The 23,409-nt window shown below is 67.2% G+C and carries 21 protein-coding genes; 10 read left to right on the forward strand and 11 right to left on the reverse strand.

Going from position 1 to position 23,409, the window contains the following annotated elements:
- Positions 1-38: 38 nt before the first annotated feature.
- Complete coding sequence (locus IPK85_09700) at positions 39-1,394, reverse strand: Gfo/Idh/MocA family oxidoreductase (GenBank protein MBK8247656.1); 1,356 nt, start codon at positions 1,392-1,394, stop codon at positions 39-41.
- A gap of 298 nt (positions 1,395-1,692) precedes the next feature.
- Here IPK85_09700 and IPK85_09705 point away from each other — a divergent pair, with 298 nt between their 5' ends.
- From IPK85_09705 to IPK85_09715, 3 genes are all read left to right on the forward strand, one after another.
- The gene (locus IPK85_09705) at positions 1,693-2,145 is read left to right on the forward strand and encodes a hypothetical protein (protein MBK8247657.1); all 453 of its coding nucleotides are present in this window, start codon (positions 1,693-1,695) and stop codon (positions 2,143-2,145) included.
- A 154-nt stretch (positions 2,146-2,299) separates the two neighbouring features.
- Positions 2,300-2,503 (forward strand): hypothetical protein, encoded by a 204-nt coding sequence (locus IPK85_09710; protein ID MBK8247658.1) that lies wholly within the window; start codon positions 2,300-2,302, stop codon positions 2,501-2,503.
- Position 2,504: 1 nt separating this feature from the next.
- Complete coding sequence (locus IPK85_09715; protein ID MBK8247659.1) at positions 2,505-2,930, forward strand: type II toxin-antitoxin system VapC family toxin; 426 nt, start codon at positions 2,505-2,507, stop codon at positions 2,928-2,930.
- A gap of 65 nt (positions 2,931-2,995) precedes the next feature.
- Here the strand turns inward: IPK85_09715 and IPK85_09720 are convergent, their stop codons facing one another.
- Both IPK85_09720 and IPK85_09725 read right to left on the reverse strand, forming a co-directional pair.
- Positions 2,996-4,108, reverse strand: a complete 1,113-nt coding sequence (locus IPK85_09720; GenBank protein ID MBK8247660.1) for a DNA alkylation repair protein — start codon at positions 4,106-4,108, stop codon at positions 2,996-2,998.
- A 27-nt stretch (positions 4,109-4,135) separates the two neighbouring features.
- Positions 4,136-5,473, reverse strand: coding sequence for a galactokinase (locus tag IPK85_09725; protein MBK8247661.1), 1,338 nt, complete (start codon positions 5,471-5,473; stop codon positions 4,136-4,138).
- A gap of 61 nt (positions 5,474-5,534) precedes the next feature.
- Here IPK85_09725 and IPK85_09730 point away from each other — a divergent pair, with 61 nt between their 5' ends.
- The 3 genes from IPK85_09730 (at position 5,535) to IPK85_09740 (ending at position 9,561) form a co-directional block, all read left to right on the forward strand.
- On the forward strand, positions 5,535-5,924 hold the full coding sequence (locus tag IPK85_09730; GenBank protein ID MBK8247662.1) for a BlaI/MecI/CopY family transcriptional regulator: 390 nt from the start codon (positions 5,535-5,537) through the stop codon (positions 5,922-5,924).
- Complete coding sequence (locus tag IPK85_09735) at positions 5,921-7,102, forward strand: M56 family metallopeptidase (protein ID MBK8247663.1); 1,182 nt, start codon at positions 5,921-5,923, stop codon at positions 7,100-7,102. Before IPK85_09730 ends, IPK85_09735 begins: the two co-directional genes overlap by 4 nt.
- A 125-nt stretch (positions 7,103-7,227) precedes the next feature.
- Positions 7,228-9,561 (forward strand): DUF2723 domain-containing protein, encoded by a 2,334-nt coding sequence (locus IPK85_09740; GenBank protein MBK8247664.1) that lies wholly within the window; start codon positions 7,228-7,230, stop codon positions 9,559-9,561.
- Between the two features lie 35 nt (positions 9,562-9,596).
- On the opposite strand, the gene IPK85_09745 is transcribed toward IPK85_09740, so the two are convergent.
- From IPK85_09745 to IPK85_09775, 7 genes are all read right to left on the reverse strand, one after another.
- The gene (locus tag IPK85_09745; protein ID MBK8247665.1) at positions 9,597-9,986 is read right to left on the reverse strand and encodes a group II truncated hemoglobin; all 390 of its coding nucleotides are present in this window, start codon (positions 9,984-9,986) and stop codon (positions 9,597-9,599) included.
- Positions 9,987-10,116: 130 nt separating this feature from the next.
- The gene (locus tag IPK85_09750) at positions 10,117-10,794 is read right to left on the reverse strand and encodes a hypothetical protein (protein ID MBK8247666.1); all 678 of its coding nucleotides are present in this window, start codon (positions 10,792-10,794) and stop codon (positions 10,117-10,119) included.
- Between the two features lie 32 nt (positions 10,795-10,826).
- Positions 10,827-13,148 (reverse strand): carbohydrate binding family 9 domain-containing protein, encoded by a 2,322-nt coding sequence (locus IPK85_09755; GenBank protein MBK8247667.1) that lies wholly within the window; start codon positions 13,146-13,148, stop codon positions 10,827-10,829.
- A 76-nt stretch (positions 13,149-13,224) separates the two neighbouring features.
- Positions 13,225-14,448, reverse strand: coding sequence for a Tm-1-like ATP-binding domain-containing protein (locus IPK85_09760; protein ID MBK8247668.1), 1,224 nt, complete (start codon positions 14,446-14,448; stop codon positions 13,225-13,227).
- Positions 14,445-15,317, reverse strand: coding sequence for a phosphoenolpyruvate hydrolase family protein (locus IPK85_09765; protein MBK8247669.1), 873 nt, complete (start codon positions 15,315-15,317; stop codon positions 14,445-14,447). Before IPK85_09765 ends, IPK85_09760 begins: the two co-directional genes overlap by 4 nt.
- A gap of 10 nt (positions 15,318-15,327) precedes the next feature.
- Complete coding sequence (locus IPK85_09770) at positions 15,328-18,177, reverse strand: hypothetical protein (protein MBK8247670.1); 2,850 nt, start codon at positions 18,175-18,177, stop codon at positions 15,328-15,330.
- Complete coding sequence (locus IPK85_09775; protein ID MBK8247671.1) at positions 18,174-19,262, reverse strand: ThuA domain-containing protein; 1,089 nt, start codon at positions 19,260-19,262, stop codon at positions 18,174-18,176. The genes IPK85_09770 and IPK85_09775 overlap by 4 nt, the downstream gene beginning before the upstream one ends.
- Positions 19,263-19,473: 211 nt before the next feature.
- Between IPK85_09775 and IPK85_09780 the strand changes: the two genes are divergently transcribed.
- Together IPK85_09780 and IPK85_09785 are read left to right on the forward strand one after the other, a co-directional pair.
- Positions 19,474-19,734 carry a DUF3303 family protein gene (locus IPK85_09780; protein ID MBK8247672.1) on the forward strand — a complete coding sequence of 87 codons (261 nt, stop codon included), beginning with the start codon at positions 19,474-19,476 and terminating at the stop codon, positions 19,732-19,734.
- Positions 19,735-19,786: 52 nt separating this feature from the next.
- Positions 19,787-20,182, forward strand: coding sequence for a VOC family protein (locus IPK85_09785; protein ID MBK8247673.1), 396 nt, complete (start codon positions 19,787-19,789; stop codon positions 20,180-20,182).
- A gap of 21 nt (positions 20,183-20,203) precedes the next feature.
- On the opposite strand, the gene IPK85_09790 is transcribed toward IPK85_09785, so the two are convergent.
- A complete protein-coding gene (locus tag IPK85_09790) occupies positions 20,204-21,628 on the reverse strand; it encodes an MATE family efflux transporter (protein MBK8247674.1) in 1,425 nt (474 codons plus the stop codon).
- Positions 21,629-21,783: 155 nt separating this feature from the next.
- On the opposite strand from IPK85_09790, the gene IPK85_09795 reads away from it, so the two are divergent.
- Both IPK85_09795 and IPK85_09800 read left to right on the forward strand, forming a co-directional pair.
- Positions 21,784-22,038: a hypothetical protein gene (locus tag IPK85_09795; GenBank protein ID MBK8247675.1), complete on the forward strand. Its 255-nt coding sequence runs from the start codon at positions 21,784-21,786 to the stop codon at positions 22,036-22,038.
- A gap of 6 nt (positions 22,039-22,044) precedes the next feature.
- Positions 22,045-23,409, forward strand: coding sequence for a VOC family protein (locus IPK85_09800; GenBank protein ID MBK8247676.1), 1,365 nt, complete (start codon positions 22,045-22,047; stop codon positions 23,407-23,409).

Raw genomic sequence — 23,409 nt, forward strand, 5'->3', positions numbered from 1 at the left:
CCCCAAGTTGCCACCGAACCGGCCCCCTCGCGAGCCGCCTACAGGGTGCGCTTCCCCTCCTTCCAGCGCCCACGGGTAAAGTCCGGGAACTGCTGCGGTGCGCTCCCGTTCCTTACCGACGCCTCGCTCAGCGGTCCCGGCGCACACCAGGCGGCGGCGTCATAGACGTCCATGTCCGGGGGCAGCCCCTCGCGCATGCAGTGCACGAGGCGCCACGCCATGATGAAGTCCATCCCGCCATGCCCGCCGCTTCGCGCCTGTTCGCCTAACGTGCGCCACAGCTGGTGTTCGTGCTGCGCCTTGAAGGTGTCGAGCGTCGCCCATGCGTGAGATGGCTTCATGCCGTCGACGTAAATACGCGCGGGATAGTCCTCGAAGATGCCCATCGAACCCTGGATCGAATTGATCCGCGAGTACGGCCGTGGGCTCGTCACGTCGTGCTCCAGCCGGATCGTGCGCCCATTGGCCGTCTTGATGAGCGACACGTTGAGGTCGCCGTTGAGATAGCGCTCTCGATCCTTGGGGCGCTCGCGGTCCGGGTTGTCGGCGCGCCACTTGGAGAGCCCCATCTCCGGGGTGCTCATCGACACCATGTACTCAAAGCGATCGCCCCGGTTGATGTCCATGTAGAAGGCGACGGGGCCGAGTCCGTGGGTGGTGTAGAGGTTGCCGCTGCGCTGCGTGTGGTGCCAGCGGCGCCAGAGTCCCTCGTCACGGTTCTCGAACAGGATGGAGCGCAGGTCGTGGTTGTAGGCGGCCCCACCATGCTTGAGGTCACCGAACACGCCGGCGCGCACCATGTTGAGCACCAGCAACTCGTTGTAGCCGTAGTTGCAGTTCTCGATCATGATGCAGTGGCGCCGCGTGGCCTCGGATGTGTCCACCAGCTGCCAGAGTTCCTCCATCGTGTACGCAGCCGGCACCTCGGTTACCGCGTGTTTGCCGGCGCGCATCGCGGCCAGGCAGACCGGCACGTGGAATTCCCATGGGGTGGCGGTGTAGACCAGGTCGATGTCGTCGCGAGCGACGAGTTGTTCGAAGGCCCGCTCGCTCCCGCTGTAGGTGGGCACCTCGTAGGTGTGCCCGGCCTTGCGCACCTGCTCCATGGCCATCGCCACCTTCGCGGGAACCGTGTCGCAGAGCGCGGCGATCTTCACATTGCCGACCCCAAGCAGCTCGTGCAGCACGCTGCGTCCCCGCAGCCCCGTCCCCACGATCGCGATGCGCGGCGTCGCCGTGCGCTCGAACGGGACCCCCATCATCGTGTCGGCGATCGGGGCCGTGGCTGGCGCGGCGAACCCGACCGGGGTGGGATGCCCCGTCGCGAGCGAGGCGCCGACCACGGCGCCCAGCTTGAGGAAGTCGCGGCGGTCGACGCTGGACGAATCAGTCATCTGCAGGGGTGAGGGCCGCGAACAACCTGCGCAGCCGACACCCCCTCGGGCAACACCCTTTTGCCTGGAATGGCGGTCGGCAGAGGAACGGGACTGGTGCCCTCGGTTGGCGGCGCGACCAGCGTGAGGCTCGGAAAGGAATCGGGGACCAGGGCTGCGCTGCGGTCTGTTGCCAGATGGGGCACCTGGCAGGTCTCCGTCAGATGACGTATGGGGCCGCGGAGCGGTCGGCGACACCATGGGGGTGCGGCAACGTCCGAAGCTCGGCGTGCCGCCCGACCCTTCCCTGGAGCCGCCAATGCCCGCACGACTCAGCCGTCTCGCTGTCGCCCTCTGTCTTCCCTTCGCCCTCGCCGCCTGCTCCCTGGAGGAGCTCGTCAGTGCGTCCCTCGAGGGCTGGAACCTCGTCTTGGTGAGTTTCAGCCAGGTCGACAGCTCCGGAATCACGGGACTCGGGAACGGCGACTTCAATGACGGCGAGACCGGATTTGACTTTGGAGCCCATTTCTCGCCGACCGTGGTTGGGCAGTCGTATGTCGCACACATCCACACGGGGAGCTGTACGACGATTGGTCCGATGGTCCGCGCGCTGCCTCCCGTGGTCGGTCAACCCGCGATCAACGGCGGACTGCCGTCCGCCTTCGTCCGGGTGAGCCTGCCCACGTCGTATTCGAAGGCCGCGTACGTGATGGACCTCCACGTGACCGTGGCCGGGGTGGAGCGGCGCGTGGCCTGCGGGTCGTTCACGTGACGTCCACGACCACCTCATCGGCCGCCCCCGTGACGATGCTGTAGCCATCGCTCTTCTCAGGCTCATGGCGTGGCGTCCTTGGCTTGCTTGACATATATATGTCAGATCAGTATCGTCCGGTATGCGCACGACAGTTCGCCTGCCGGATGATCTCATGCGTGCCGCCAAGCGCCGGGCAAGCCAGACGGGCCGCACCCTGACCCAGCTCCTGGAAGACTGCCTGCGAACCGAGTTGAGCCAGCCACGGGTCGCGAGACGCGTCAGTGAGCCGTTGCCGATCTACAGCGGGGGTTCAGTCCACCCTGGCGTCGACCTCTCGGACGGTAGCGCGCTTGAGGACGTGATGGGAGGCACCTGACATGGTGCTGCTGGATGTGAACGTCCTCGTGAACGCGATGCGCGATGCCGCTCCGCGACACCAGATTGCGAAGGCCTATCTGGAAGGTCTGCGCGAAGCGCCTGAGCCTTTCGGACTCAGCGAGCTCGTCTTGGCCGGTGCGCTGCGGGTACTTACGCATCCGCGGGTTTTTGTGCCTCCCACGCCGGTCGCCAGCGCCATGGCGTTCGTCGACCTGCTCCGCGACACGCCGAATGCCGTGCTCGTCGCACCCGGTCCGAGGCACTGGGCGATCTTCCGCGACTTGCTCTCCGCGTCAGGCGCCATCGGGAACCTGGTCAGCGATGCCTGGCACGCGGCGCTCGCCATCGAACATGGGTGTGAGTGGATCACCGACGACGCCGACTTCGCGCGCTTTCCAGGGCTGCGGTGGCGGCGTCCCGGATAACGCAGGGCGACGACACGCAGGCGCCTGACCGGCATCGCCGACCTTCGGTGGCCTGGCGTGACCGCCTAACGTGACACCTGAAACGCGCCGAGGGGGTACGGGATGCCATTGACCTGCACCTCGACCGGGTGGCGACCGGGATAGGGCTTCCGTGTGGTGTGCACGGCCAGCGAGACGCGCCCGGAGAAGGTCGCGCGCTCGCCCGGCGCGAGCGCGCGCTTCGCCAACTTGAACACCTTCGGTTTCGCCGAGCCGTCGGCCTTCACGAAGTGCACGGTGTAGTCGACGATCAGCTCCTGGGTGCGACGCGCCGTACTGGTGAGGGCAAAGGTGAACCGCACCACCTGGCCGACGCGCACGCGCGCTGGGGTGAAGGTGGCCCGCCCCACGCGCACCGCCGGCCTCGCCCCACCACCAAGGAGGGCGAGTGCGCCGCGGTGCCCGCGCTTGATCAACGATCGCAGCGCGTGCGATACGATCCACGCGCGCCCCTCGCTCGCGCCGCGCGACCACTCCTTCGCCACGGCCACGACGCGATCGGGATGGTCCTTTGCGATGTCGTTGAGGTGGTTGGCCACCGACCGCTGCACATACCGCTCGGGATCGTCCTTGAGCAACTCGAGCAGTGCGAGCGTTGGTGCAGGATCCGCAATGAACGCCTTGAGTTGCGGCGCCCACGGCAACCGCGGACGCGTCCCCTCGGACACCAGCCGCCGCACGTGCACGTTGGGATCGCGCGTCCACTCGCGGAGCCGCGCGAGTGTGGCGTCCGGATACCGCTCCACAAACGGCCGGATGCACCACTCCGCCGTGAAGCGCTGCGTCAACACGTATTGCGCCGCCATCGATTCCTCGAAGTGCTCGACGCCGTACTCCCGGATGAACGCCACGTACGGGAGGTAGCGAAACACGGCCATCCCGGTCAGGTCGCTGCCGCCCAACGGCGGGCCCAGGGAATCCACGAGCACGCGCACGGCCTCCGGATATGCCGCGGGCAGGTGCCGACGCATCGCGCCGGCGATATGCGTGCCGCGCGGGAGGAGCTCGAGCGCGTCGAGTCCGCGCGACGCATCGCGAATGAACGCCTTCGCGTCAAACCCCGCCCAGGCCGCCGCGAGGTCCGTGGCAAGGGAGCGAACGACCTCGGGCCCAATGTGATGCTTGAGAGGCTCCGCCATGAAATGGAGCTCCTCGTTAGGTGCCGATCACCACTGCATCGCCCCCGGCCCGGCCGGCGTGGCGAAGAAGGCCGCTTGTGCCGCACGCTCCGTGAACTCGGCCGCGTAGGCCCGTTCCCAGGCGCGCGCGAAGTCGCCGGTGGTGCCCGCGGGGACGAGGGCCCACACGCTCCCCCCGAACCCCGCCCCGAACGACGATGCCGCCGTCGCCCCGATCTCGCGCGCCATCCGCGCCAGCGCGATCGTCTCCGGCACCTGGTTCCCCAGCCACTCCGCGGCCGCCTGCTGTGACCGATCGGCCAGCCCTCCCCACGCCTCCATGTCACTGCGGGCGATGGCACTCCCCGCCGCCGGGATCAACTCGAAGGCCTCCAGCACGAACTGGTCGAGGCGATGCCGCAGCGCCGCTGCGGTGAAGGCCTCCGTCGCGGATGCGGCGGCGATCTCGCGCAACCGGTCGACCGCCCCATCGCTGCTGCGCACGGCGTCGGCGAGGGTCGCGTCCGTGCGACCTTCTGCGGCATTCCACGAAGTGAGCAGGTGGCGCACCATCAACGCCGCCCGATTGTAGGCATGCCGCGCCCCAGCCGTCTTCTCCGCCACCAAACCCGATGATGCCACCACGAAGGTGTGGGTCACCGGCAACCGATACACCGCCTCGCGGCGCACCGGAGAAAAGGCGTACTGGATGACGCGCCCCGGCGCCGAACACATGATCGCCGTGTGGTCCTGGCTGCCGCCGAAGGTCCCGACGCCGGCGTCGCCCTCCAACGAGCGAAAGTGCTCGCCGTTCTCGATGCAGCCCAGGTAGCTGGCGAGTTCTTCCCGTGAGAAGATCTCGCGACGGAACTCCTCGGAGCTTCGCAGGTCGTTCGACTTGGCGAGGGAGACAAACACCGCGATCATCAGCGCGGAGGAACTGCTCATCCCCGCCGCTACCGGCAGGTCAGACGAGAAGGCCAGGTCCACCCCGCAGCTCGCCGACGGAAAGTTGCGACCGAGCCGCCGGCCCACCGTGGCCACGTACTGCGCCCAACCAGACTCGGCGACCGGTGCGCCCGGATCCAACGAGGCTTCGCAGCTTTCGCCGGCGCTCACGTCCACGGCCCGAATCAGGTGGTCCTCACGCGCCGACACGCGCACCACGAACCCGCGCTCCACGGCGCACAACAGGCTGCGACCCCCGGCGTAGTCCGTGTGCTTGCCGAATAGCTCGAGGCGTCCGGGGACCCACACACTCCATCGCGGTCCCTTGGCGCCGAGCTGGTCGAGGGCACGGTCGCACCTCACCAACGCCTCGGCCTTCATCACCGCCTGGCCATCGGACATCCCGATCCGGCGGAGGTTCTCCACGTCACGCATCATGGCGTGAAGATAAGGGCCGCCCGGCTTGACAAGATGGGGGTGGAGACAAAATCTTATCTCCATGCCGTCCACACCTCCTGCCCCCCTCTCGCGCCGCGAGCGCGAGATCATGGACATCGTCTACCGTCTGGGCGGGGCGACGGCGCGGCAGGTGCGCGACGAGATGCCGGAGCCGCCGCACCCGGCCGCCGTGCGCACCCTCCTGCGGATCCTGGAGGGGAAGGGGCACCTCAAGCACACGGCCGACGGGGCGGCGTTTCGCTACCTCCCGACCACGCCGCGAACCGTCGCCCAACGGACGGCGCTCCATCACATGCTGAGCACCTTCTTTGGCGGTTCACGGGCCGCGGCTGTCGCCGCCCTCCTTGACGACGAGGAGCGGCCGCTGAGTCCCGCCGAGCGTGGCGAGTTGGCGGCCGTGGTCAAACGCCTGCGCGCGGAGGGCAAATGATGGCCATCGACTTGCTCAGTCCGGCCGACAGCGCCCGCGCCGTGGCCGGGGCGTACAACACCTCGCTCCTCCTGGCGGCGATCCCGCTGTTGGGCGGTGTCGGAATCGCCGTTGTCGGCCGGCGCCTCTCGCGTGGTGCGACGGCGCTGGCCTGGCGGGTGATCGTGATGGCGATGGCCGCGGTCACCCTGGGGGCACTCTGTCCCACCAGCTGGCGGGCCTGGGTGTTGCCCGAGTTGCTGGTTGCCCCGCTGCAGTCGTTAGGTACGGTCGAGCCGGGAGCAGCCGCCCCCGCCAGGTGGCCCCAATTGGCCGTCCTCGTCTGGGCGATCGGGGCCGCCGCGATGCTGGGGCGATGGATCCGGGCCCAGCGTTCGCTCGCGGTGTCACTGCGCGACGCCGTTCCCTGCGCGGACCTGCGCTGGAAGCGCGCCGCCCTCCGTGCCATGCGCACCGTCCCGACCGCGCGACCGGTTCGGTTGCTGGTGTCGCACCGTGTGCGCGTACCGATGGCGGTGGGTTGGTGGAACCCTGCCGTGGTAGTGCCCTCGGGACTCGAGCAGCTCTCGGCCGAGGAGCGTGTGGCGATCCTCGTGCACGAACGCGCGCATATCGCGTCGGGTGATCCATGGATTGGGGTGCTGCTTCGCGCCCTTGGGGTCGTTGGCTGGTTCCATCCGGGTGTCTGGATGGCGACGGTCCATGCCACCGTGACCGCCGAAGGGGCCGCCGACGAGTGGGTGCTCGCGACTGGCGTCCGCCCATCGACCTACGCGTCGCTGCTCGGCCTGCGGGCCTGGCCGGAGCCCGGTCAGCTTGCGATCGGACTTGGCGGTCGCGGTGCGCTGCGACAACGGCTCCGCTGGATCACCTCCGGGGTGGCGACCCCTCTCCCTCGGCTGAACCGACAGCGGCTTGCCATGGCCCTTGCCGGCCTCCTGGCATTCCCGTTAGGCACCGTGCAGCTCGCCCCGACGCGTGGCGCACTGGATGGGATGATGCAGCGCGATCGCTGGGAATCCCGCGCCTTCGCCGTGGCACGACTCGCCCTCCGCGCCGACACGGTCGCCGTGGCGCAGGCGGCCGCCGTTTCTGATCCCAGTCCCCAGGTGCGCGCTGCCGCACGGGCCGCGTTGGCGCGGGCCGGCCAGCGTCGGCTTCCGCGGTCTGTCTCGTGATGCCGTAGCCGCAGGTGATTCGCCGTTTCCCCAGAGCCGGTGAGCGCCAGCGCGCCGTCTTTCGGTCCCCCCGTCGTCGCAGTCGACTCCTCCGCACCACCTGAACCTTCCGTGTACCTGCACCCATGAGAGACAAGATTTTCTCCCCGGTCGTCGCCGCCCTCGTTCTCCTGGGCGGGTTCGCTGACCTGGTGCGCGGCGGGATTCACCTCGCGCCGATCCTGCTCACCCTCGCCTACTGCGTCCTGATCCCGGGCGCCATCCTCGGCGCGCAAGCGCTCCGCGGGGAGCCCGGTGCACATCCGTACCGCGCTGCCGCAGTGGCCGGGCTGGGAGTCTTCGGGCTCTACCTGCTCACCCTCGCCCCATCCACCGCGATGTGGGACACGAGTGAGTACCTCGCCGCGGCGTGGACTTTCGGGCTGCCACATCCGCCCGGCAACCCGATGTTTGTCATTCTCGGGCGCACCGTCGCGTTGCTCCCCATCGCGCCGAGTGTGGCGATGCGGATCAACCTGCTCGCCGCGGCGGCGAGCGCCGTGTCCGCGGCGATCTGGTTCCTCGTGGTCGCTCGCGCGGTGCGTCCTTGGGCTCCGGACCGTCGGGTCACTTGGCTCATCGGCGGCCTTGGTGCACTGATTGGTGCGACCGCGTTCACCGTCTGGAACCAGTCGGTCGTGAACGAGAAGGTGTACACCGTCTCCCTGGTGGGGATGGCGGTGTGTTCGTGGCTCATGTTGCGCTGGAGCGAAAATCCCGAGGCCCCGCGCGCGAACCGCTACCTGGTGCTGGTCGCCTACCTCGCGGGGCTCGGCTACGCCAACCACATGGCCGGGATGCTCCCCGTTCCTGCCGCGGCGGTGCTCGTCCTGTGGCGCCGACCGGCGACCCTGCTGCGTTGGCGGGTGGTGCTCGCCTGCGTCGGCGCGCTGGTGCTCGGCCTGACGCCGTTTGCCACCCAGCCCATTCGCGCGGCCCACCAACCCGCCCTCAACGAAGGGGAGCCCACGGCCTGTCGCAACGGCTTCCAGTGGTCGTGCACGTTGAGCAAGGGCACCTGGGAAGCGTTCAGCTACAACCTCAACCGCGAGCAATACGGCAAGCCCGACCTGAGCGTCCGTCAGGCGCCGTTTGGGGCGCAGGTCGGGATGTGGTGGCTGTACTTCAAGTGGCAATGGTTCCGCGATTCGGCCGGCACCCAGCCAGTGGTGCAGGGCGTGCTGGCTGCGCTGTTCCTCGTCCTCGGGCTCGCCGGCGCACGGGAACATCGGCGGCACGACCCCGTTGGTTTCGCCTTCTTTGGCCCGTTGGTCGCGACGTTGACCCTCGTGCTCATCTACTACCTGAACTTCAGGTACGGGGCGTCCCAGTCGCCCGGCCTCGACGTGCCGCGCGAGGTCCGCGACCGCGACTACTTCTACCTGTGGAGCTTCTCGGCATGGGGGCCGTGGGTCGCCCTCGGGCTTGCGGGCGTGTGGCGCGCCTTGAGCGGTGCCGAGTTGCGTCGTGCGGCGGTGGCCGCCCCGGTGCTGGCGATCGGCGTGCTCCCGCTGGGGCTCAACTGGCGCGATGCCTCGCGCGCGGGAGACTACACCACCGTTGCTTTTGCACGAGACCTGCTCAACTCGGTCGAGCCGTACGGCATCCTGATCACCGCCGGCGACAACGACACCTTTCCGCTATGGTACGCCCAGGAGGTCGAGGGGATCCGCCGTGATGTCACGGTGGGCGTCTTGTCGCTCATGAACACCGACTGGTTTGCGCGTGGGCTCACGCGGCGGCCGGTCTTCCCGTACGACTCGGTCGCTGGCCCAGCAGCCTATCGCGGGCGTCCGTGGCCCGTGCCAACCACGCCACCATTGGGACTCACCCTCGCCCAAGTGGACAGCCTGGTGCAGCTGCAACCCGTGCGCGAGGCGATCACCTTCCAGCACAAGACCATCCAGGCGCGCATCGACCCGCGCAACCTGCTACAGGTGTCTGGCGTCCCAGTCCTCGAGCGGTCGGACCTGATCTTCTTCCGAATGATCATGGACAACTGGCCGCAGCGTCCTATCTATGTCAGCCGCACCACCGGCGACTACGCGCAGCGTTTGGGACTTGGCAACCACGTCATTGGCCAAGGGCTGGCGCGCAAGCTCGTCGGTACGGCCGCGCCGTCTAACAACCTGGTCATGATCGAGGGGAGCGGCTGGCTGGATATCGAGCGTTCCGCGTCCTTATGGAAGGAGTTCCGCGGGCCGCAGGCGCTCGTGGATTACGGCAAGTGGGTCGATCGCCCGTCGGTGAGCACCGCGTTCGCGTACCTGATCGCGGGGAGCGAGCTGGCCGAGGCGCTGCGAGTTCGCGGGGACACGGCCGGGACCGGGGTGATGCGTCAGGTCGAGTCGATGGCGCGCGCGGTGAAGCTGGAGAACCTGTTGCAGCCCGTGGGGCCGCCGCCGCCGCGCGAGCCGTAGGTTCGTCTGCCCCGGCGAACGCCGGGGTGGGGTTGTCAGGGATCCGGCGTGTTGCGCATGTGATCCGCGAGCGGATGCAGGCGTTGCCGCAGCGCTTCGCGCGTCGCCTCGGGCATGTCGTGTTCGGTGAGGGCGCGGTCCATGCACCAGATCCACTCGTCTTTCTCGAGTGAGGTGATCTTGAACGGCAGGTGCCGCGCGCGGAGCATCGGGTGCCCGTTGCGCTCGACGTAGGTCTGCGGCCCGCCGGTCCAGTACGAGAGATAGAGGAACAACTTCTCGCGCGAGGCTTTGAGCGACGCGGCGTGGAGTGCCCGCACGTGGACGGCCTCTGGGGCGGAGTCCATGAGGTCGTAGAAGCGATCGACGAGGCGGCGGACGCCGTCTTCGCCGCCGATGGATTCGTAGGGGGCTGGGGCGGTCATGCGTGGAAGAATAGCCAAAAGACGTCGAGGCGAACCCCTCTACTAGTTCAGACGGCCGCTCGGTTCCATCGCAAGGGGGTGGCGCCCCAGGGGCGCGCATTCCGATATCCGGGCAACAACTCGCGCCGGCCTACGACCCCGACAGCAGCCTGACCGCACGTTCGGCGATCTCCTCCATCTGCCGCTCCCGCTCCCGAGCCCACCGCGGCAACCGGACCAGATTGACCGCGAAAGCCGCGAGCGACATGCCGCCAAGCACGCCGAGGAGGAACAACGCCTTCTCCGGCTTGCCTGCGGCCGCCACCGAGGCGCTCATCAGGACCGACATTGCACCCAGCCCCAGTCCCACGGCGTTGAGGGCGGCGCCATCGCTCTTGAGCGTGCTGAGCCGCAGCTGTTCACCACGTTCGGTCGGCTCAACGCAGATGTGCAGGTTGCCCTGGGACCACTCGCGGAGGCCGCCGGTCGTACTCACTCGACCTCGCGTGCCGAAGGTGGTCCGGCAGAGCGCGACCAGCTGTTCCCACTCCCGATCGGTGGGAGCGCGCGGGAGGTCGACGACCCGCGAGACCCCAACGGGCATCCCCAGCGAGCGTCGCACCGGGGCAACGCGCCCGCGTGCGTCGAGCTGCGTCGCGGCGAAGGCCACCCGCGCGGGCTCGATCCCTGCGTCCTGCCCGATGCGCTGGAGCTCGCCGAGGGTAAGCCCGCCGGGTTCGGAGGGCAGGGACCGGTCGTTCGCCTCGCCGGTCGTCGCGAGGCTGAAAATCTCGCGGACCTCGTCGTCTCCGTAGCGACGCTCGGTCATGAGCCGCACCCCTCGCCGTCTTCGTCCATGTGTCAGTACCGGAAGAGCCGGTTCACCTTCACCACCAACGCGCGGTTCTTCAAGCCACGCACGGTCGTCGGCGTCACGAACCGGTCGTTCGTCGTGTCCCGCTCGTCCGTGTACACCAGGAAGATCTCGCTCCCCGGCGCATACTCCCAGCGAAAGCGGATGTTCGTCCCGAACGCGCGGTCCGCCGAGCTGTATTGCAGCAGCGCACTGGTGAACATGAGCGGTGTAAAGGCGTAGTCGACCCGCGCGCGACTGATCCGCGTGGTGAACGACCCCGCCGCGCGGTTGATCTGCGTCACCGAGAAGGTCGGTTCCACCGCGAGTCGCGTGAGGACCGAGATGCGGCCTGACGCAAGACCACCAGGGCCGACCGTCAAGCTGCGGATCGTCCCGTCGTAGAACTCGCCGACCTTCAGTGTCACCGTCCCCGAAGCACGACGCTGCGCGCCGAAGGCATACGAGACGGCGACATCGTCGAAGGTGTACCCGCCCACGGGAATCGGCGCCGGAGAGCCCGATGGCGTGAACGGCTGCCGCAGGCCTTCATAGTCGCGCGTCACGTCAACGGATACGCGGTCGCTGTTGGCCAGCTCGGCGTCAAAGTGCCCGTCGACGATCCGCGTTTCCACGGCACCGGCGCCACTCTCGACGTACTCGCCGGAGGTCGTGAAGGTGTACTTGCGCACCCGCGTCATGTTCGCCGGGCGCGGACTAAAACGCAGCTGACCCCACGCGCGGTTGAAGTCCCAGCGCCGCCGAAAGCCCACCTGCGGATCGAAATTCGCACCCACCTTGAGGAATTCGGCCCGAGCCCCGTACCGATCCACGCTGTAGTCCACGATCCCCTGGTAACTCTGGTCATCACCGGTGGTCCCGGTGGTCTGGGTCTGTGCCCACCACGCGGTCGCCGTGAGTGCTTGCGAGAGGAGGAAGGTGCCGTCCACGCCGTAGGCGAGGTTCTTGCCAGTGCCCGTGGCGCCGATGGATCGATTGGTCGCCATTACCCCGATGGCGCTACGGCTCAATACGTCGCGCTTGTACCGTAACACCGTGAATCCCGTTGGCTCGGTGTTCGCCGTCGGTTCGTCGCCGGTACGGATGTGCACCAACCCGATCGCATGTTTGCCGACCTTCCCGGTGAGGCGGCCGCCGGCGTCGATGGGGATGACGCGCCCGGCATTCAGGCCGATCCGTCTCGTATAGAAGAGACTCGGCGTATCGCCCTGGTTGGCGCCGAAGTTGATCCCGCTGCCGCCACGCCCGAAGTCGAAGATGCCACGACCTTCAAGGAAGAACTCGCGCTTCTCAGGGAAGAAGAGCGAGAAGCGCGTCAGGTTCACCTGCTGTTCGTCGATCTCGACCTGGGCAAAGTCGGTGTTGAAGGTGAGGTCGGCGGTGAGGTTCGGGGTCACGGCGTACCGCAGGTCGCCCCCGATCTCGTTATGCAGGTCGTTGGAAATCGCGGGGCGCTGTACGCGATCGGTGGTCATCCGCTCGACCACGTACGGTTTCGCCTCGATGTTTCGGCCGGACTCCGGGAGGTCGAGCCCGACCAGCGTCCCACCGGCCGAGACGCGGTTGAGGGCCTGCGGCCCCGCGAGGATGCGCGGGACCGGAGTGAGGTAGGTCCACTCGTTCTTGTGGCGAATCGACCGCCGGATCTGCACGCCCCACTGCTGGTCCGGCCCGGCGCGGTACCGCAGCGACTTGAACGGGATCGCCATCTCAACGGTCCAGCCGCCATCAAAGCGGCCGGTCTTGGAAGTCCAGACCGGATTCCAGTCGCTGTTGGAGCCCCCTTCATCGACCACCGAGTAGTCGGCGCGGGCGCCGAGTGGGTTGGTGTAGAAGGCGAAGCCGCTGCGACGGTCGTAGAAGGTGTCGAAGAGGAGGCCGATGTGTTCGTTCTGCCGGAGCCCGTTGGTGTCGCGGCGTAGTTCGTTCACGACCCACTGTTCGGGCGGGGCCTGGTCGTAACAGCGGCACGTCAGGTAGATGTTCTTGTCGTCGTAGGTGATCCAGAGGTCGCTCTTTTCGGTGGCGGGTTCGCCCCAGTCGGGGGCGACCTGGATCATCCCGCCGAACGGCTGCTCTCGCGTGTACACCTCCTCGTCGAGGACGCCGTCGAGCTTGAGGGGTGTGGTGAGCTTGATGGCGCGCACCGTGGCCTGGCCCGTGGAGTCCCGGTTGATCACCGCCGGCGCGACCGGGGGCGCCGGTCGATTGGAGCTCGGCGCGGCCTGGCCGTACAGCGCTCGCGGCGCGGCCATCAGGCTGGTCGCGGCGATGGCAACCGAAACGAGCGGTGAAGCGAAGTGACGCACGATGGGGGAGGCAGGGGCGTGTCCCGCCGATCAGGCGGCAACGGTGTTTCGTGCCCGAATAGTAGTGGTAGCCCGGCTACCCGGCTTCCACCAATTCGAGCATCCGCCGTACCGCGGCAGCGACGAAGGCGGGGGCCTCCGCCTCAGCATCGACCTCCACCACCTCCACGCTCGTCGGCAGCCCGGCCCGGAGCGCGGCAAAAAACGCGGCATCACTCTCCGGATCGTGCAATGGGCCACCGGGAATCGAATAGCGGCCAACGCCCCGCAGCGGCAGCATGAACACCGCCTTGCCCCTGGTAGATTGCAGGCGGCGACAGATGTCCTCCGCGACGCGGACGATCTCCTCCCGGTTGAGGCGTGGGACGAAGACCACTGGGCTATGGAAGACGTGCTGGTGGTCGCGGTACTTGTCCGGGACCACGTTCGGTTCGACGAAGATGCCCAGGTGCTCGGCACCGCCAGGACAAATCACTTGCGGGATCCCGAGCTTCCCCGCGACCGTCAACCGCTCCGGGCCACCAGCACGCAAACCGCCAAATACATCGTCGGCGATTTCGCCGAGCGCGTAGTCGAAGACGGCCCCGATCACCCCTTCCTTCATGAGCTGTTCCATGGCCCGGCCGCCGGAGCCGACGGCATGGAAGACCACGACGTCGTAGCCGGCGTCGCGAAAGAGCTTCTGGGCGAGCGTCGCACCATCAGTGAGCACACCGAGGTTGGTCATCGCGACCAAGGGCTTCCCGCTCCGTCCGGTGTCGACCGTGCCCCCGACGAGTGACATGCCGTAGGCGGCCGCTGCGGCATTGGCGAGGATGCGCGCCGTGAAGGGATTCACCCCGACCAGGTCGCTCACCGAGAACATCATCGTGATGTCCTTCACGCCGACGAACCGCGAGGTGTCGCCGGAAGCGGCGGTGGAGACCATCACTTTGGGGAAGCCGTACGGCAACGCCTGCATCACTTGCGTGCAGGAGCTGGTGCCCTGCGTGCCACCCACGCCCACCACGGCGTGCGCGCGCCCTGTCGAGATCAGATCCAGCACGATCTTCGTCGCGCCGGCCACCATTACCGGGCCCGCGGACTCGCGGGTCGGCGCCTTGAGCAGCGCGGCGAGTTCACCGCCGCCGGCCTTCGCGACCGCTTCGCGACTGTAGTCTGCCGCCAGGCCAGGCATGCCGACGACTCCGAGGTCCATGATGACCGCGGATCCTCCGAGCAAGACCACCTGCTGCCGGAGGCACTCGGCCTCTTCGCTCTTGGTGTCCAGGGTAGCGAGAATGACAACGGTGCGGCTCATGCCGGCTTGCCCTTGTTGGAGAAGGTCAGGCGCGCGAACTCCTGGGCCGCGCCAAGCACCGCGCGCTCGATCGGCAGCCGCTCGGTGGAGGAACCGGTCCAGAATCCGTGCCCGGAGGTGTGGTCGAGCATGTACTGCACGTCGGCGGGTGTTTCCATCGCCGCGCCGTGGGCGATGAGGATCACCTCGCGGTGGATCTCGCGCACCCGCACATAGACCGCCTCGGTGCGCCGCGCCGTGTCCTCGATTGACTCGCCGTTATCGAAGCCCACCAGTCCGCCCCGCGTCGTCCCCGCATGAAAGCAGAAGATGTCTGGGCGGGCGCGCTCCACCACGCGCACGCTGTCCTCCAGGTCAAACGCCAGCGCGACGGTCACCATCCCCATCGACTTCGCCAGCGCGAGCATCTCGATTTCGTGATCGAACGTGATCCCGCTTTTCACCAGCACCTGGTAGAGGGTGCTGTCCTTGTCGACGTACCCGATCGACGGCCCGATGTTGGAGACGGACGGGACCCCCATCGCCAGCAGCCGCTCGAGCACGCTGCGCATGTCCTTGAGCGGATCGTTGGCGTTGAGGCAGGCACAGACGAAGGCCTCGCCCTTGAGCGCGGGGAGGATGTCCTGCTCAGTGTAGGTGAGCGTCTGCGTGTTCGAGTCGAGGATTGGCCACATCATCGACATGGTGCCCATGCCGTTGGCGCGTAGCCGGGCCCCGCTGAACGTGTTGATACAGTCGACGCCAGCGCTCTCCAGCAGCTTGGCCACAAGGCCGCTCCCGGCGCTGGCAATGAAGATGGGATCGCGCGCGTCCAGCTTGGCCTGGAGCTTCTGGAGGATGGCGGCGCGGGTGGTGCGGGGGACGATCATGAGCGCGGGTTTATGGCTCCACGCGCAGGATGGCACGCATGGTTTGGCGGTGGCCGGGGAAGGTGCAGAGGATCTCGTACGATCCTGGGGTGCTGGGGGCGCGGAACTCGAGGACCTCCGAGCGCTGGTGCTCCAGGAGGTCGGTGGCGGCAATGATCTTGTCGCTCTTTGGCCGGAAGCGCTGCGCGAAGCCGTCGGAGCCGAGTCGATCGGCGGCCGCGCCGATCTCCTCGAACGAGCCCGGGGTACCGATGATGAGGTTGTGCGGGGCGAAGTCGTCGTTCACGAAGCGGAGCCGCACCGCTGCCCCGGCCTTGACGGTGACCGTCTGCTGGTCGTAGCGCATTCCCTCGACCACGGTGCGCACCACAATCGCGCCATCGTTGGGAATGGTTGCCCCTGTGGCTGCGAGCTGCCCTGCCGACGACCCGCCCGTCGCCACCGGACGTGCGGCGCTGTGCTGCCACATCATCTCGACGCGCTGGGCGGCGTTGCGCGCGTGGAGCACAGGTGAGGCGAGCAAGCGCCCCAGGAGTTCACGGTTCACCACGTTGTGCTGCTGGTGGAGCCACAGCGCTTCCAGGAGGTGATGGGCGTCGGCTTCGCGTGCGGCATCGAATGGCGCGATCCACGCGCGCACGGCGGCCATCACCTCGGCGGTCGGTCGCTCCGACAGCTCAACGCGCGCACGGTGACGGATGCCATTCACCGGGTGTTCGAGGGCCTTGAGGAGGGCGGGGATCTGCTCACCGTCGATGGCGACATGCGGCGAGAGCGGGCGCCCCGGCACCGTCACCCGGTAGATGCGGCCGTGGGAGTGATCGCGCGCGGGATCGCGGATGTTGTGCTGCATGTGCCCGATAATCGCATTCGACCAGTCGGCGACGTACAAGGCGCCGTCGTCGCCGACCTCGAAGTCGGTCGGGCGGAAGTTGGGGTCGGACGAGACGAGGAGATCGTCGGTCTCGGTGCCCCAGGCGTTGCCGGTGGCGGGGTCGACCTTGAGCGTGTACTGCTTGATGCCGAGGAACGAGATGACGTTGAGGATCAGGAAGTTCCCCTCGTTCTTCGTCGGGAAGTGCGCGCTCGACAGGATGCCGCTGGAGGGGACCGGGCGCACCGTGTGCTTGAGGAGCTGGCGCATGGCGAAGGTCCCTCCCGCACTGTCTTTCACCTGGTAGGCGCTGCCGCCGGTCGCGTCCGTGGCGTAGTGATAACCCCAATAATCGAAACTGATGCCGTGGGGGTTTGGGCTATTGGGGGCGTGAAAGCTGAATTCGTACGTCCGCGGGTTGAACCGGTACATCGCGGACTGGTTGTTCTCCTTGTTGGCTCCCCAGGGGGTTTCCACGTTGGAGATGCTGAAGACTCCTTCCTGGTAATAGAGGAAGCCGTCGGGACCGTACACGAAGTTGTTCGCGGCGTGGTGCGTGTCCGCCGAGCCAAAGGCGCCGGCGATGCGGTACCGCACATCGGCCACGTCGTCGCCGTCGGTATCCTTGAGGAAGAGGAAGTCCGGCTGCGACGCGACGATCACCCCGCCGTTCCAGAACTCGAACGCGGTCGGGTTCTGCACGTAGGCGAAGGTGATCGCGGTGTCGGCGACTCCATCACGGTTGATGTCCGGGAGGATCAGCAGCCGGTCATTCATCTTCCCGGTTGGTTCCCACTTGGGGTACGTCCCCCACGTCGCGGCCCACAGGCGCCCGCGCGTGTCGACCCCCACCTGCACGGGGTTCACCAACTCGGGGAAGCGCTCCTCAGACGCAAAGAGGTTGGCCTGCATCCCCGGGGCCAGCCGCATCTTCTGGATGGCGGCTTCGCCGCCGAGGTAGTTGAGTGTCCCCACCTTGCTCACGCCGTCCTGTAGCTGCGGTTCGGCGAGGTTCGAGGCGACGGGCACCGGTGGCGGGACGTTGGAGTCGTCCACGGCCAGCGTCTCTCCCTGCGCTGCGGCCCAGATCACCTTGTCCCGATTGGCGGTGAGGTGGTCGAGCTGTTGCAGCTCGTTCTGGAGCACATCGTAGTTGGTCTGCCCGTTGGTGAACGCAAGCGTGGAGCGCGATCCCCACACGTCGTTGGCGTCGGTCGCCCGGAATCGGTTGAACCAGTAGAGGTTCTTGTCGAGCACGGCGGTACGCACGGCGGCTACCTTTGCCGCATCACCGCTCGGTCGCGTCCCCAACACGGCGCGCACGATCACCTCGGCGATGCGACGGTTCCCTTCGCTGGTGAGGTGGATACCGTTGCGGGTGAGCGGCGCCGTGGATTCCTCATACAACCGCTGGGACGGACCGAAGAGATCGACAAACGCGGCACCCTTGGCGCGTGCGACCGAGTCCATCACGGCGGTGTACTTCGCCAGGCGCGCGTTGTTGGCGGATCCGTCCGGGAAGTTCGGGTCGCCGAGGTTCTCGTGTGCGATAGGAGAGAAGAGGACGATGCGCGCCGCACCACGGCCGGAGTAATTCTTGTTCCGCGTGCTGTCGATCCACGTGGTCAACGCGGTGGCGAAGGCGCTGGGGTTGTCGTCGTACGATTCGTTGTAACCAAACATCGCGAAGATGACACTCGCCTGCGAAAGCCCGAGGTAGTCGTCCGCGGTGGGCACCCCCTTGGTCCGGGGTCGGTGATCGATCCGGTCCCCGGTGAACCCCTGGTCCCTTACCACGAGTTGCAGCTGCGGACGGGCGAGCTGCAGGTACGTCTCCAGCCATCCATCGTGTTGCATCCCGTCGGCCAGCCCGTTGCCGATGATGACGATGTGGTCGCCGTTCGCGAGTTCGAGCGGCGGCGTGGTGCAGGCGCTTGTGAGGGCGAGCGCGGCGAGCGCAAACGGACGGAATGCGCGGAAGGTCATCGATCGGATGCTCCGGATTTCGCGGGCGACGCGGCCCGGGTTGGACGATCAGGGGACATGATGGGGGAGTCCCACCCCGCGAGGTCGGAGGGGCGCACGCCGCGGCGATAGCCGTCAAAGCTGAAGGTCACCGGGTGGAACGGCCCGACAAACGTGACGTCGAGGTCAGGGGTGATCGCCTGTTCCATCCCGAGGGTCCAGAAGGTGGCGTTCACCAACATCCGGCGGAAACCGGGATTGAGGAGATCTTCGGACGCGCCGTGGGTAGATGTGAACACACGGCCCTGCTGTCCGTTAGCTCCCTGGTACGTGCGCGTCCACACGACCGGCAGTTCCTGCTTGGTCGTGTCCGGGGGTCCGTTCGGTCCCATCCCGTGCAGGATCTGGCCTAACGCGAGCACGTCGGACCCTGCGCTGGGATAGGCCTGGTACCCACCCGACTGCACATGCACCTCGCTCACCCCTCGCAGGATCGGATGCGAGGTGCGATCGCCGCGTGGGAGGATCCGCGAACTTTGCTCGTGGTTGGTCCCGTAGTGGCCCACCCAGGTCTCGCCGAGTACCTGCTCGCCGAACCCGCTGAGGTAGTCGGCGCCCTTGTAGTCCCAGGAATACTTCACGAACGGCCCGTCCTTGATGCGAAAGGCGTGCGTGGACGTGCGCAGGCCAAGGACGGGCCCGCCCCGGTTGATGTAGTCAACGATGTGTTGCATCTGGTCGGCGGGGAAATCCTGGAAGCGAAGGCCGACGACCAGCAAGTCGGCGGTCTGGAGCGCCTCGAGTCCGCCGATTCGGGAGCTGCCAGGCTCGATGAACCCGGCACTGTCCAGGGTGAAGAAGACGCTGACCTTGAAGCCGTGTCGGCGGGCGAGGATGCGCCCGAGCGCGGGGAGGAGCTCCTCGGAGCGGTACTCATGATCCCCGGCGATCATCACCACGTGCTTACCGACCCCGGGGCCCCGGGTGCCCTGGTAGACCACCTGTGAAGGAGGAGCCGGCGGGGCTGCCTGTCCGGGCAAGCGGGAAGGAATGGCGCAACTCGCGAGGACGACGCCGGCGAGGATGGTTCGACGCGCCCTGCGGATGGAAACTTCAGGCTTCACGATGCGCTCTCGGCGAGGCGGGTGATGGGCGCCACCAGGGGGACGACTGGTTGAACCCTGCAGGCGCCGCGTCGCCCGAAGGGCCGGCGGGCCACGTCAGGCGAACGTCGCGGCGTGAAGGTGGAGCTGGCCGGGCCCTTCGGGAAGTACCTTTCCCAGCCACGCGATCCACGAGGAGGTCGGGGTGCTTTACATGGTGATCGAGCGGTTTCGCGGGGGCGACCCCGTGCCCGTCTACACGCGCTTCCGCGCGCAGGGGCGCCTGGCGCCCGATGGCCTCACCTACGTGAACTCATGGGTGAGCGATGACCTCACGACCTGCTACCAGGTGATGGAAAGTCCCGCGCGCGACCTGCTCGACGAGTGGATCGCCGCCTGGTCCGACCTGGTCGACTTCGAGGTGATCCCGGTGATCACCTCTGCCGAGGCCGCCGCGAGGGTGCTGCCCACATGAAGCGTGTTCACCTGGCAGGATGCCGGTCGGTGGCCGTGAGCGGCCCGTCCCGATGAGGCAGCACCTGGGCCTCACCGCACTGGTCGTGCGGGACTACGACGAAGCAATCGCGTTCTTCGTTGGCACCCTCGGGTTCACCCTGCTGGACGACACCTACCAGCCCGCGCAGGACAAGCGGTGGGTGGTCGTGGCGCCGCCTGGGGCGAAGGAGTCCGGCCTCCTCCTCGCACGCGCGACAACCGATGTACAGCAGGCCGCCGTGGGTAACCAGTCGGGCGGGCGGGTCTTCCTGTTCCTGTACACCGATGACTTCCGGCGCGACTACGAGCGCTATCGCGTGCAGGGGGTCGAGTTTGTGCGCCCGCCGAAGGCGGAGCCCTACGGGACGGTGGCCGTCTTCAAGGATCTCTACGGCAACCTCTGGGACCTGGTCCAGCCCACCGGGTAACGCCGCGGCCCGGCCCTCCCGTCAGGCGCGCGACGGAATCTCCACCTTGATGTCGCGCCATTTTCCTTGACGAAAGCGCGTGACGCTCAGGGCACAGCGGGTGATGTGGCCGACGAGGATCGCAATCCAGATGTCGATCGGATCCAGGGTCGACGTCGCGCGGATAATCGTGCAGATCCCGAGCGGCACAATCACCTGCGAGATGATCGAGATGTAGAGTGGGCTCTTGGTGTCACCCGTTCCCTGCAGCCCGCCGGTGTAGCTCAACGCCACCGTGATGAACAACCCGCTCACCGACAACACGCGCAGCAGCAGCGAGCCAATCTCGACCACGGCCGGCTCGTTCATTCCGAAGATGCCAAGCAGCTGCCCCGGGATGAACAGGAAAAAGACTCCGATAAAGGCGGCGACCATCAGCCCGATGCGCGCCGCGACCTCCACGCCATGCCCGACGCGCTCGGGCTTGCCGGCGCCGAGGTTCTGCCCAGCCACCACGGCGGCTGCGCCGAGCAATCCGGTCGAGGTCCAGGTAATGAGCGAAAACAGCTGCGAATACGAGACGGCAAACGCGGCCTGCGCCTCGGCGCTCTGCGCCATCGAGCCAATGAACGACAGCATCAGCACGCCACCAACGTTCATGGCGATCCCCTGGATCCCCGCCGGCAGCCCGAACTTGAACAGCGACTTGATGATCTCCCAGTCCGGCGCATGGCCGTGCCCGTGCGGGAACGACACCACCCAACCACCACGCTGCAGCTTCCAGATCGCGTAGATCGCCACCAGCCCGGAGGCGATGCAGGTCCCCATCGCCGAGCCCACCGTGCCAAAGGCGGGGATGGGGCCGAAACCCCGGATGAGGATGATGTTGAAGACGAGGTTCAGCACCGTGAGCGCGATCCCCAGCGCCATCGGGGTTCGCGCGTCGCCCGCCGAGCGCAGGGCGCCGCCGAGCATGAAGAAGACCATCATCCCGCCGCTGAACAGGAACATCACCCGCAGGAAGGGCAGGGCTTCGGTCTTCACGGCCGGCGCGGCGTTCACCAGGTCAAGTAAGGTGGGCGCAAGGAAATACCCGATCGGCGCCATGATCCCGATCGACAGGCCGATGGCGGTGATGAACGCCTGGTAGACCGTCCGGTCGACCATGTCCGAGTTGTTCGCGCCGGTATAACGCGCGACGAGCACACTCATCCCCGTGAACAGCGAGGAGATGAAGACGATCACGACGAGGAAGATCTGCCACGAGACCCCGATCGCCCCGTTCCCGGTGAAGCCGACGAGTCGGCCGACCAGGATGTTGTCGACGATTCCCTGGAGCCCCCCGATGATGTTCGTGAGCATCGTGGGCCAGGCCAGCTTCCAGACGGCCGCCGGGAGGGGACCCTCGACAATCGATCGGTCGTAGCGGCTTGTCTTGGTGGGGGTCGGTCGGGCGGCTGTGGTCACGGCGGCGATTGGGGGCCGCGCAATGTCGCCGGTGGGCATTGCCACGTCCAGCGAAGATGGCGAACGGTGCGGCGAGCACGGTGAGGGGATCCCCTGACGGGATCGCGATCGACAGGTGGTGGACGCGCTGCGGGGCTGGCGGTAGCATCCTGCCCATGGCACTCACCCGGGGCGAGATCCTTCGCTGCGTGCGAAACGTGATCGGAGGGGCGGCGATCGTGGGCGGGCTGGGATACCTCAGCTACCTTCCCTCGCTGCTCGTCGAGGGATCCGAGGCATATGCCACGTCCGGCCAGTCGATCGCCATCGGCGTGACACTGGTCTGCGCACGGGCTGGGGCTGTAGTGGGGCTGATCTACTTCCTCATCAAGCGCCAGCTCACCCAGCCCATACCACCACCCGTATCCTAGGCGCTCATGCGACCTCTCCAGCTGGCGGCGGTCCTGTCCGCCGTCCTCGTCAGCGGTGCCTGTTCCCGCGCGTCAGAGGAGAGCCAGGCACAGGCCTACCCCCTCGGCACCCTCGGGGGCTTTGGCGAGTTGGTCAATGCGGGGGTCAAGCGACTGGCGCTGAGCGAGGTGATGTCGTCGGAGGAGATGGACCGGTTCCTGCCGGCAGCGCAGGAGGTCGCGAAGCGCAACAACGTTCAGCTCTACCGCGAGAAGGACCTCCTCGTGACCGACCTCTTTCCGGCAGACGTGGCGAAGGGGAAGGAGGTGGCGCTGGTCTATCAGGGCACCACGCTGGACGACTACCTCGACCTCAAGGCCCAGGCGCGGCGCCTGCAGCAGGAAGGGAAGTACAGCGGTCCGGCGCGTGAGGCGATTGCCCGGCGCTTCGGCCGGATGCTGAGTTATCCCTCCTGGCGGATCAACCAGCTCCTCGCGCAACAGACGTCCTTTCGCACGATGCGGGACTTCGGGCTGCGCGCTACCAACGCCTTCTTCTATTACAAGGACCTTCCGAAGGCGGCGGCCTTCTACAAGGATGTGCTGGGGCTTGAGGAAGTCGCCGACTACGGGATGGCGAGGATCTTTCGGGTAGCGGAGTCGTCGTTCCTTGTCCTGGTGGACGCGACCAAGGGGATGCACACGGCCGAGGAGCCCAAGACGGTAGCGATCGCGCTGCTCACGGACCAACTGCGCGAATGGCACGACTACCTCGCGACCAAGGGATACGCGCCCCGACGCGCGTTCGCCGAGCGTGCCGGGAGCGCGCACGATGGGTTCGTCATCCCCGACCCCGAGGGGTACCTGCTGGAGTTCGAGCGGTTCAACCAGCACCCGGAGAACGAGCAGTTCATCCCGATGCTGAAGGCCAACCGCACCGTGCGTGCCCCCAACAGCACCTTGCCGGCGGGGTTGGGCTTCAAGGCGACGGTGCTCTGGCTGTACTACAAGGAGATGCTCCCGATGCAGCAGTTCTGGGAGGAGACGATGGGGCTTCGGTTGGTCGTCGACCAGGGGTGGGCGAAGGTCTACGAGGGGTCATCGACCGGGCACATCGGGCTCGTCGACGAACGCCGCGGGATGCACAAGTGGTCGGAGACCAAGGCGGTGAACGTCTCGTTCCTGGTGGACGACCTCGACGGGTGGTTCACGCACGTGCAGTCGCAGGCGCGGTTCCCGCTGCGTGGCACGTCAGTGTCGGCCGATTCGGTAGGGCGATACCGTGCGTTCGTCGGGTACGACCCCGAGGGGTACTTCCTTGAGTTCGATACGTTCCGCGAGCATCCGATGAACGCGCGGTTGACGCCGTACCTGCAGGGCCCGCGCCGGTAG

It is taken from the genome of Gemmatimonadota bacterium (genome assembly GCA_016712265.1).
GTDB lineage: Bacteria > Gemmatimonadota > Gemmatimonadetes > Gemmatimonadales > Gemmatimonadaceae > RBC101.

Coding starts and splice junctions, on each gene's coding strand:
- IPK85_09730 (MBK8247662.1), top strand. CDS start 5,535: ATGCCGTCCACACCTCCTGCCCCCCTCTCGCGCCGCGAGCGCGAGATC.
- IPK85_09740 (MBK8247664.1), top strand. CDS start 7,228: ATGAGAGACAAGATTTTCTCCCCGGTCGTCGCCGCCCTCGTTCTCCTG.
- IPK85_09770 (MBK8247670.1), bottom strand. CDS start 18,177: ATGACCTTCCGCGCATTCCGTCCGTTTGCGCTCGCCGCGCTCGCCCTC.
- IPK85_09725 (MBK8247661.1), bottom strand. CDS start 5,473: ATGATGCGTGACGTGGAGAACCTCCGCCGGATCGGGATGTCCGATGGC.
- IPK85_09710 (MBK8247658.1), top strand. CDS start 2,300: ATGCGTGCCGCCAAGCGCCGGGCAAGCCAGACGGGCCGCACCCTGACC.
- IPK85_09700 (MBK8247656.1), bottom strand. CDS start 1,394: ATGACTGATTCGTCCAGCGTCGACCGCCGCGACTTCCTCAAGCTGGGC.
- IPK85_09735 (MBK8247663.1), top strand. CDS start 5,921: ATGATGGCCATCGACTTGCTCAGTCCGGCCGACAGCGCCCGCGCCGTG.
- IPK85_09745 (MBK8247665.1), bottom strand. CDS start 9,986: ATGACCGCCCCAGCCCCCTACGAATCCATCGGCGGCGAAGACGGCGTC.
- IPK85_09780 (MBK8247672.1), top strand. CDS start 19,474: ATGGTGATCGAGCGGTTTCGCGGGGGCGACCCCGTGCCCGTCTACACG.
- IPK85_09795 (MBK8247675.1), top strand. CDS start 21,784: ATGGCACTCACCCGGGGCGAGATCCTTCGCTGCGTGCGAAACGTGATC.
- IPK85_09705 (MBK8247657.1), top strand. CDS start 1,693: ATGCCCGCACGACTCAGCCGTCTCGCTGTCGCCCTCTGTCTTCCCTTC.
- IPK85_09760 (MBK8247668.1), bottom strand. CDS start 14,448: ATGAGCCGCACCGTTGTCATTCTCGCTACCCTGGACACCAAGAGCGAA.
- IPK85_09765 (MBK8247669.1), bottom strand. CDS start 15,317: ATGATCGTCCCCCGCACCACCCGCGCCGCCATCCTCCAGAAGCTCCAG.
- IPK85_09720 (MBK8247660.1), bottom strand. CDS start 4,108: ATGGCGGAGCCTCTCAAGCATCACATTGGGCCCGAGGTCGTTCGCTCC.
- IPK85_09715 (MBK8247659.1), top strand. CDS start 2,505: ATGGTGCTGCTGGATGTGAACGTCCTCGTGAACGCGATGCGCGATGCC.
- IPK85_09800 (MBK8247676.1), top strand. CDS start 22,045: ATGCGACCTCTCCAGCTGGCGGCGGTCCTGTCCGCCGTCCTCGTCAGC.
- IPK85_09750 (MBK8247666.1), bottom strand. CDS start 10,794: ATGACCGAGCGTCGCTACGGAGACGACGAGGTCCGCGAGATTTTCAGC.
- IPK85_09785 (MBK8247673.1), top strand. CDS start 19,787: ATGAGGCAGCACCTGGGCCTCACCGCACTGGTCGTGCGGGACTACGAC.